Source organism: Methanocalculus natronophilus, from assembly GCF_038751955.1.
Classification (GTDB): Archaea; Halobacteriota; Methanomicrobia; order Methanomicrobiales; family Methanocorpusculaceae; genus Methanocalculus; species Methanocalculus natronophilus.
Genome location: NZ_JBCEXH010000123.1, coordinates 1 through 526 on the forward strand (window position 1 = coordinate 1; position 526 = coordinate 526).

General features: G+C 29.5%; 2 protein-coding genes. Both read left to right on the top strand.

Annotated features, from left to right (window positions below; all coding sequences use genetic code 11):
* Positions 1-225: cell division protein SepF (gene sepF, locus ABCO64_RS10810; protein ID WP_343089484.1), on the top strand; the 225-nt coding region annotated here is incomplete at its 5' end.
* A 22-nt stretch (positions 226-247) separates the two neighbouring features.
* Positions 248-499, top strand: coding sequence for a YggT family protein (locus ABCO64_RS11035; RefSeq protein WP_425463717.1), 252 nt, complete (start codon positions 248-250; stop codon positions 497-499).
* Positions 500-526: the final 27 nt, after the last annotated feature.

The window sequence follows — 526 nt, forward strand, 5'->3', positions numbered from 1 at the left end:
GTGTTTGACTTAGCCGATAAGTTAATGCTTAGAAAACCTTTAATCCTAAATTTTGAAACCTTTGATTTAATCGAAAGCAATCGTTTTATTGTTTTTTTAAGTGGCGTTATTTATGCACTTGATGGCAATGTAGAAGTGATTCGTGATAAAATAATGGCATTCGCAACCAAAGATGATTTAAAAGATAAATCACTCAGAAAGTTTATTAACAAATACAAGGAGTAATACTATGAACCCGATGCTCATCATGTTTTTCCAAATTGTGTATACCTTATTAAATATTTATTTCTTTATGATTATAGCTTATGTCTTATTAAGTTGGATTCCTGAAATTAGAAACTCTAATTTTTATGCCATATTACATCAGATTGTTGATCCTTACATGCGTGTTTTTAGAGGCATTTTAGTGTTTGGTGGCATGGACTTTACCCCGATTATAGGTTTGATGATTTTAAGGTTTTTCTTACTTTTTATGAACAGTTTTATGCAAACATTATAATCCTTGCAATTTGGAAGGATTTTATAT